This is a genomic window from Saccharopolyspora sp. NPDC002686 (assembly GCF_040295745.1).
GTDB classification, from domain to species: domain Bacteria; phylum Actinomycetota; class Actinomycetes; order Mycobacteriales; family Pseudonocardiaceae; genus Saccharopolyspora; species Saccharopolyspora oryzae.
The window spans coordinates 1-6,562 of the sequence record NZ_JBEOVY010000398.1 but is presented as its reverse complement, the minus strand read 5'-3'; the positions used below and the strand labels follow the sequence as shown (position 1 = coordinate 6,562).

Sequence of the window (6,562 nt, the reverse complement as noted above, 5' to 3'; positions counted from 1 at the left end):
GTCGGAGGGGAGGATCGCTCCGGAGATGTTCACTCCGTCGTCGCTGAGCAGGAAGGTGATGGAGGCCGCGAGGTGTTCGGCGGCGGCGATCGGCGGGATCAGGGCCAGGAATTCGCGGAGGCGTCCGCCGCCGAACTCCGAGGTGGTGCCTGCGCTGGCGATTCCCGTGGCCACGCCGCCGGGTGCGACCGCGTTGACCCGGATTCCCCGCTGGCCGTACATGAACGCCGTGCTGCGCGTGATGCCGACGACGGCGTGCTTGGAGGCGGTGTAGGCGACTCCCGCGGCGGATCCGCGCAGCGCCGCTTCGGAGGCCACGTTGACGATCGAGCCCCGTTCGGCCGCCAGCATCACCGGGACGACCGCGCGGGTCAGCCGGAACAGGCCGTCGACGTTGATCGCGAAGACCCGCTCCCAGACGTCGTCGGTGACCTCGTGGATCGGTGAGAAGTCGTCGCTGATGCCCGCCACGTTGGCCAGCCCGTCGATGCGCGGTCCGGCGGCGTCGAGGATCCGCTGGACGTGGTCGGCGTCGGTCAGGTCCGCGACGACGGTGACGACCTCGGAGTCCGGCAGTTCCAAGGCCAGGGCCTCCAGCCGTTCCGCGGAGATGTCCACCGCGACGACCCGGCCGCCTTCCCGCGCGATCCGGGAGGCGGTGGCCCGGCCGATGCCGGAGGCGGCGCCGGTGACGACCACGGTCTTGCCGTCGAACCGCCCCGGCGTGATGCGCTCCCGCCAGACGGCGTCGTCGGTGGACGTCTCGGGCATCGTGCCGCCGTTGGCGCGCAGGACCAGGTCGTCGACCACGTCCTGCGACAACGCGCCCTGGCTCAGGTCGGCCAGCTGCTGCAGCGGCAGCTGCCGCACAGGTGCGAGCGCCTGCTCGTCCGTACCGGCCTGCGCCAACAGCTCGCGCAGCAGCACCGCGCCCTCCGGGTGCGCGAGCCACTCACCGACCGGGCTGTTCGCGGTCAGCGGCTTGGATTCCGGTGCCATGTCAGTCCCCTCGACGATGTTCGTCCACATAGGACGCGTGTCCGAGCGCGTTGAAGCAGGTCTCGACGATGCGCGGTCGCCACGAGGTCTTGTCGCCCCGGTAGTGGGCGGCCAGGCTCAGCACCGCCAGAGCGCCCAGCGCGCCCGTCACGCGGATCAGCCGTTCCGCATCGGACGGGGCGATCGCGAACAGTTCGGACAGCAGTTCGTCGTGGTGGTGCGCCTCCGGCGTGGTGACCGGCCGGAACAGCAGCGCCACCAGGCCCGGCCGGTCCAGCGCCGTGTCGGTGAGCAGCTCCAGCACCCGCCGGTCCCGCGCCCGCCCCAGCGGCAGCGACGCCACCTGGTCGAACACCTGCTTGCACCGCACCGCGGCGAAGTTCTGCGCCGCGGCGTGGAGCGCTTCCTTGCTCGGGTAGTGGTGCAGCAATCCGGCCTTGGACAGCCCGACGGCGTCCGCCAGCGCTTTCAGCGACGTCTGCTCGAAGCCGTGCTGGGCGAACAGCGCAGCCGCGCGGTCGAGGATCTCCTCGTCCACGTGCTGCCGCAGCGCTCGTGCCATGCCCCGACCCTACCCGACCGATTCGGTCGGTGAACCGATCGGATCGGTCGGCCAGTGTCCCCGCGCGGACTGCGGGACACTGGGGGCGGCACCAGATCCGGCGGTGAGGGGAGAGCACCGTGGAACTGGAGATGGTCGTCGAGATCCCGCGCGGATCCCGCAACAAGTACGAGATGGACCACCGGCTCGGGCGGATCCGGCTGGACCGCACCCTGTTCACCGCCACCCAGTACCCGGCCGACTACGGCTACTTCCCCGGCACCCTCGCCGAGGACGGCGACCCGCTCGACGCGCTCGTGCAGGTGGTCGCCCCGACGTTCCCCGGCTGCACCATCCGCGTCCGGCCGGTGGCGGTGTTCTGGATGCACGACGAGAAAGGCCCGGACGCCAAGGTCCTGTGCGTGCAGGCCGACGACCCGCGCGCCGACCACGTCCGGGACCTCACCGACGTCCCGCTGCACGACCGCGAGGAGATCGGCCACTTCTTCGCCACCTACAAGGACTTGGAGCCGCGCAAGAGCGGTGAGATCCGGGGCTGGCAGAGCCGCGCCGAGGCGGAAGCGGTCATCGAGGGCGCGTTCACCCGCGCCAACACCGCTCGCGATCCGGCGGCGGGCGCACCGGCACCGCGCATCTGCCGCAGGCAGTGGCAGCCCCAGCGCTGCCGTCGCGTGCGCCTGCCCCGCGCCGAACGCCCGAGGACCTAGAGTGCTTCGGCATGGAGCAGCGGATCAGCCTCATCACCCTCGGCGTCGATGACCTCCAGCGCGCACGCGCGTTCTACGCAGCGCTGGGCTGGCAGGGCCAGGAGATCGAGGAGACCGTCTTCTTCCAGACCGGCGGCAGCGCGTTCGTCTTGTGGAGCAGGGAGAAGCTCGCCGAGGACTGCGGTCTGCCGGACGCGACCCGCGACGGATTCAGCGGCATCACCCTCGCCCACAACACCAGGAGCGAGGACGAGGTCGACGACATCATGACCGCGGCCGCCGAAGCGGGCGCGACCATCACCAAGCCCGCCGCGAGGACCTTCTACGGCGGTTACTCGGGCGTCTTCGCCGACCCCGACGGCCACTTCTGGGAGATCGCCTACAACCCGGGATTCACCCTCGCCGAGGACGGATCCCTCGTGCTCCCCGACTTCGACAGGGCCTGACGCACCGCCTCCGGTGCTTCCGTCACCCGAACGGCAGCCAACCCCGGAGCGATCGCCGGCGTCCTACAGGTGGAAAGTGGGCAACCACCTCAGAACCCGGCGATCGCGACAGCGGGCCGGGACCTGGAGCACGGACGACGGGGACCCCCGCACGCGCACCCGAGCTGGCCCGTCGCCACCTGCCGCAGGCACGGAGGAGGCACCATGACCAGGCGTATCGCGATCGTCGGCGGTGGCGTCGCCGGGCTGCTGACCGCGCATCTGCTGCAGCGCAGCGGACATCGGGTGACGGTGCTCTCCGGGCAGCGGCCGGCCGATCTCCGCCGGGGCCGGATCTTGTCCACCCAGTGCGTGTTCGGCGCCAGGCTGCGCCCGGAGCGCGATGCGGGGCTGGCGCTGTGGGACGACGAGGCCCCGGCGATCACGAAGGGCCGCCTGTCGCTGTGGCTGGACCGCGACTGCGTCCTGGACTGGTTCGCCGATCTGGTCGGCGGCCCGGCGCAATCGGTCGACCACCGCCTGAAACTGGCCGCCTGGCTGGAAATGCTCGACGACGTGGCGTACCGGACCGTCGGCGAGGACGAGCTGGACCACCTCGCCGCCGACCACGACCTGGTGCTCGTGGCGACCGGTCGCGGAGGCGGGTTCTTCGCGCGGAACGCGGACCTGTCCCCGCACACCGAGCCGCAGCGCCAGATCGCGGCGGTCTACCTCCGCATCCCGGATTCCACCAGCGACACCACGGCGATCCGCTGGTCGATGGTCCCGGGCGTCGGTGAGCTGCTCGTGCTCCCCGCGCTGACCTTCACCGGCCCCTGCTACGCACTGCTCATCGAAGCGCTGCCGGACGGGCCGTGGGACGTCTGGCGGGACCGCCCGGGTCCCGACGAGCTCTGGCGGCGAATCCGCCTGCTGCTGCGCGATATTCCGCGCGAGCACGACGAACTGGCCGCTACGACGCTCACCGACGAACGCGCAACGCTGACGGGCGCCATCACCCCCACCGTTCGCCACCCCGTCGCGGTGCTGCCGTCGGGGCGCGCGGTGCTGGGTCTGGGCGACGCGGTCGTGGTCAACGACCCGCTGACGGCGCCGGGCGCGAACTCCGCGGTGACCGCCGCTGCCATGCACGCCGAAGCCATCGACGCGCACGCCGGCCCGTTCGGCGCCGACTGGATGCAGCGAACCCACGACGCGTGGTGGCACGCACCGGGCGGCGGCCGCGACACCACCACGGTCGCCAACGCGCTGCTGAACCCACCAGCGCACCTGCTCGACGTCCTGCAATCCGCGGCGACCGACCCGTCGCTGCAGCGGAAGTTCGCCCGCGTGCTGGAAACCACCGAGGACGCCGACTGGCTGCTCGGGCATTAGTCCTAAGTAGACGCGAGCACTCCACCGCGGATGTTCAGGTGCCGGGGCCCGCGCAGCACCGGGCTGGCCCGGTACGGCGGCGGGTCCTGCACCAGCTCGGGTTCGCCCAGCCTGCGGGCGAGTTCGGTCAGCGCGACCTGGGTTTCCAGGCGCGCCAGCGGCGCTCCGAAGCAGGCGTGCACGCCGAAGCCGAAACCGAGGTGCTGGTTGTCCGCACGGGTCGGGTCGAAGCGGTCCGGATCGGCGAAGCGCTTCGGATCCCGGTTGCCCGAGGCCAGCATCAACCACACCGGCGCGCCTTTCGGGATCACCGCGCCCGCGACCTCCAGGTCGATCAACGTGGTGCGCTGCGGCAGCATGTGCACCGGCGGCTCGTAGCGCAGCAGCTCCTCCACCAGCGCCGGCGCGATCGACGGATCGTCGCGCAGCCGCCGCAGCTCCTCCGGCTGGCGCAGCAGGGTGAGCATGCCGTTGGTGATCAGGTTGACGGTGGTCTCGTGCCCGGCGATCAGCAGCAGCACCGCGTTCGTGATCATCTCCACCAGCGACATCCGCCCTTCCGGGCCTTCGTCGGTGGCCCACGCGGAGAGCATGTCCTCGCCGGGGTGGCGGCGGTGGTGCTCGACCAGCTCGGCCAGGTACTGCCCGAGCTCGAAGCGGCTGTGCTGCGCTGCGCGCCGATCCTCCACCGGCAGCGCCGGGTTCAGCCCGGCGATCACGCCGTCGACCATCACGCGGAACCGCGGCTCGTCCTCCCTCGGCACGCCCAGCAGCTGGCAGATCACCGCCACCGGCAGCGGATAGGCGAAGTCGTCGACCACGTCGAACTGCTCACCGCCCACCAGCCCGTCGAGCAGATCGGTGACGATCGCGGTGAGCTCGCCGTGCATGTCGTGGATGCGGCGCGGGCTGTGCGGCGGGCCGAACGGCCGCATCGCCAGTCGCCGCAACCGGTCGTGCTCGGGCGGGTCGAGTCGGATGAAGCTGGGCGGCAGCGTCGCCTCGTCCGCCTCGGCGAGCAGGTTGCTCGCGCCCGGCGCGAGGTTGCGGGCGTCGGAGCTGATCCGCGGGTCCTGGAGCAGGTCGCGGATCTCCCAGTAGGTGGTGACCAGGTGGACGCCGCTCTCGTCGCGCAACACCGGCGTCCGGCGGAGTTCGGCGTAGATCGGGTACGGGTCGGGACGCGCGGCCGGGTCGGTGACCCGCTGCACCGGGCTGGTCGAAGTCATGCGACGGCTCCTGTCGATCAAGCGCGGGACGGGGTGAACACGACCCGCTTGTCGCTGGGCGAGTGGCCGGTCAGGGTGACGGTGGGCCCGTGGCTGGGCAGCGCCGGGTCCGGGAACCGCGCCGGCACCGGCCGCACCCCCCGGGTGCCGGGCAGTTCCGGCGGGAATGCGGCGGCGCGCTCGATCAGCCTGCGGTAGCCGCCCATCCACTTCCCGTGGTCGAAGCCGACCGCGGCGATCACCCGCCCCTGGTAGCCGTAGGCGGCGGCGAAGCTGTGGTCGGTGAGCGAACCCTGCGTCACCACGATCTCCTCCCCCATCGACGGCGCCCCGACTGATTTGATGTTCACCCCGAACTGCGACGACCAGAACGACGGCGTCCACAGGTGCGGCAGCCGCCGGGAGTCGGGGCTGATCATGTTGTGCGCGGCGATCTCGGCCTGCGCAACGGCGTTCCCCCAGTGCTCCAGCGAGAGGAACTGGTAGCCGAACAGCGGATGCGGGGTGCGCGCGACGTCGCCCGCCGCGAACACGTCGTCGGTGACGATGCCGTGCACGTCGAAGGCCCGGCACCCGGCATCGCAGGCAACACCGCGAGGCCCCGCGGCCAACCCCGAACCGTCCAGCCAGGCCGTGTTGCGCACCGCGCCGAGCGCCACGACGGCGATTTCGGCGTCCAGCACGGAACCGTCGGACAGGTGGGCGCGCTTGAGCCGCCCGGCCGGATCACCTTCCAGCGACGTCACCATGACGCCGCAGCGCAGGTCGACCCCGTGCTCGCGTTGCAACCGCGCGGCCACGTCACCGACGACACCGCCGAGGGCTCCCACCAACGGTGTTTCGCCCCGCTCCGCGACGGTGACGGCGAAACCCCTTTCCCGGCAGGCGGAAGCGATCTCCGACCCGGTGAACCCGGCGCCGATGATCAGCACCCGATTGGGTCTGCGCGCCAGCAGGCGCTCCAGGTGTCTCGTGTCGTCACTGGTGCGCAGCACGCACACCCCGTCCAGGGCGGCTTCGGATTCATTGGGCCACGGCCGCGAACGCACACCAGTGGCGATCAGCAGCTTGTCGTACGCGACTTCCGAACCGTCGGCCAGCTGCACCCGCCTGCGATCCCGGTCCAACCCGGCCGCGGCGACGCCGAGCCGCCACTCCAGGTCCGAGTAGTTCAGCGACGGGTCGAACATCGCGTTGATCAGGTCGTGCGCGGTGCCCGACCAGTGCTGGAACGACGCGAACGAC

Annotated in this window: 7 protein-coding genes; 3 read left to right on the top strand and 4 right to left on the bottom strand. The window is 71.5% G+C overall.

Going from position 1 to position 6,562, the window contains the following annotated elements:
* On the bottom strand, positions 1–999 hold a 999-nt coding region (locus tag ABTZ89_RS33685; RefSeq protein ID WP_351052432.1), incomplete at its 3' end, for an SDR family NAD(P)-dependent oxidoreductase.
* Position 1,000: 1 nt separating this feature from the next.
* Positions 1,001–1,561, bottom strand: a complete 561-nt coding sequence (locus ABTZ89_RS33680; protein WP_351052429.1) for a TetR/AcrR family transcriptional regulator — start codon at positions 1,559–1,561, stop codon at positions 1,001–1,003.
* A 119-nt stretch (positions 1,562–1,680) separates the two neighbouring features.
* Between ABTZ89_RS33680 and ABTZ89_RS33675 the strand changes: the two genes are divergently transcribed.
* From ABTZ89_RS33675 to ABTZ89_RS33665, 3 genes are all read left to right on the top strand, one after another.
* Complete coding sequence (locus ABTZ89_RS33675) at positions 1,681–2,268, top strand: inorganic diphosphatase (RefSeq protein ID WP_351052427.1); 588 nt, start codon at positions 1,681–1,683, stop codon at positions 2,266–2,268.
* 11 nt (positions 2,269–2,279) lie between these two features.
* Positions 2,280–2,714 (top strand): VOC family protein, encoded by a 435-nt coding sequence (locus tag ABTZ89_RS33670; protein ID WP_270954558.1) that lies wholly within the window; start codon positions 2,280–2,282, stop codon positions 2,712–2,714.
* 204 nt (positions 2,715–2,918) lie between these two features.
* The gene (locus ABTZ89_RS33665; RefSeq protein WP_351052423.1) at positions 2,919–4,088 is read left to right on the top strand and encodes an FAD-dependent oxidoreductase; all 1,170 of its coding nucleotides are present in this window, start codon (positions 2,919–2,921) and stop codon (positions 4,086–4,088) included.
* Positions 4,089–4,090: 2 nt separating this feature from the next.
* Here ABTZ89_RS33665 and ABTZ89_RS33660 read toward each other — a convergent pair whose 3' ends face one another.
* Positions 4,091–5,317 carry a cytochrome P450 gene (locus ABTZ89_RS33660; protein ID WP_351052420.1) on the bottom strand — a complete coding sequence of 409 codons (1,227 nt, stop codon included), beginning with the start codon at positions 5,315–5,317 and terminating at the stop codon, positions 4,091–4,093.
* A gap of 17 nt (positions 5,318–5,334) precedes the next feature.
* The coding region (locus ABTZ89_RS33655; protein WP_351052418.1) for an NAD(P)/FAD-dependent oxidoreductase at positions 5,335–6,562 on the bottom strand (1,228 nt) is incomplete at its 5' end.

What these genes read in the sequence shown, in the direction of transcription:
- ABTZ89_RS33680 (WP_351052429.1), bottom strand. Translation starts at nt 1,561, where the DNA reads ATGGCACGAGCGCTGCGGCAGCACGTGGACGAGGAGATCCTCGACCGC.
- ABTZ89_RS33670 (WP_270954558.1), top strand. Translation starts at nt 2,280, where the DNA reads ATGGAGCAGCGGATCAGCCTCATCACCCTCGGCGTCGATGACCTCCAG.
- ABTZ89_RS33665 (WP_351052423.1), top strand. Translation starts at nt 2,919, where the DNA reads ATGACCAGGCGTATCGCGATCGTCGGCGGTGGCGTCGCCGGGCTGCTG.
- ABTZ89_RS33660 (WP_351052420.1), bottom strand. Translation starts at nt 5,317, where the DNA reads ATGACTTCGACCAGCCCGGTGCAGCGGGTCACCGACCCGGCCGCGCGT.